We start from the raw sequence: 818 nt of genomic DNA on the forward strand, positions 1-818 counted from the left end.
CCATAGATGGGAGTGTTTTTCTTTTATATGATGAGGACGCCGATCGTGTTTTCTGCCTGACTCTGGGTCTCGGAGATGAGTAAAGGGGCCCGGTGCAGCGAGCCGCGCTGCGCACCGTGCCGCTGCTGCCCGCCCTCGTCGTCCGCTGCCTGCTCCACCCCCGCCGCACCGCCCTGCTGACCACCAACGTGCGGCTCGGCGACGGCATCACGGTCAACGGCGACCCGGTGCGGCGGGCCGTCGCCCTGCCCCCGCTGCTGTTCGGGAACCCGCTGACCGTCGCGCTGACGACATACGGTTCGGAGTCGGCCGTGGCCTTCACCTCGGACCTCACCGACCCGGACCCGGCCCTCCTGCCGGCGCTGTGGGAGGAGGCCCTCGCCGAGCTGGAGAAGACCTACGGCATGTGAGCACCGGCGCCGATCCGCGCGCCGTCCGTGACGATCCGGCCCGCCTCGGCCCACAGCCCGCGCGCCTCGACGTCCCGCAGCACCAGGTAGGGGATCGGCACCGGCGGCACCGCGGCCGTCGACAGGACCACCGGGAGCAGCCCGAACAGTCGGCCGCGCAGCGCGTCGGCCCGCAGGCGCACGCCCCGGTCCAGCACGGCCCGCTCGGCGCGCGTCACCAGCTCCGCCCCCCCACCGGCGGTACCCGGGTGGCTCAGCAGCGTCCCCTCCACGGTGACGCTGTCGGCCCGGCACACTCCCGGCCCGTCCACCCCGCACAGCAGCCCGGTGATCGTCCCGTCTCTTATACCCATCTGACCCCGCCCCCCAACAGGCTCGTGTGGACCCCTCTCCCCCACCGGCCGCTAC

The 818-nt window shown here is 72.6% G+C and carries 2 protein-coding genes; one reads left to right on the forward strand and one right to left on the reverse strand.

What is annotated here, in order from left to right; all coding sequences use genetic code 11:
- Positions 1–92: 92 nt before the first annotated feature.
- Positions 93–410, forward strand: a complete 318-nt coding sequence (locus BN2279_RS09785; RefSeq protein ID WP_059008320.1) for a WS/DGAT domain-containing protein — start codon at positions 93–95, stop codon at positions 408–410.
- Here the strand turns inward: BN2279_RS09785 and BN2279_RS09790 are convergent.
- A complete protein-coding gene (locus tag BN2279_RS09790; protein WP_159037182.1) occupies positions 398–763 on the reverse strand; it encodes a hypothetical protein in 366 nt (121 codons plus the stop codon). The two genes, BN2279_RS09785 and BN2279_RS09790, sit on opposite strands and share 13 nt — an antisense overlap.
- Positions 764–818 lie beyond the last annotated feature (55 nt).

Origin of the sequence: Streptomyces specialis (genome assembly GCF_001493375.1) — a bacterium.
GTDB classification, from domain to species: Bacteria; Actinomycetota; Actinomycetes; order Streptomycetales; family Streptomycetaceae; genus Streptomyces; species Streptomyces specialis.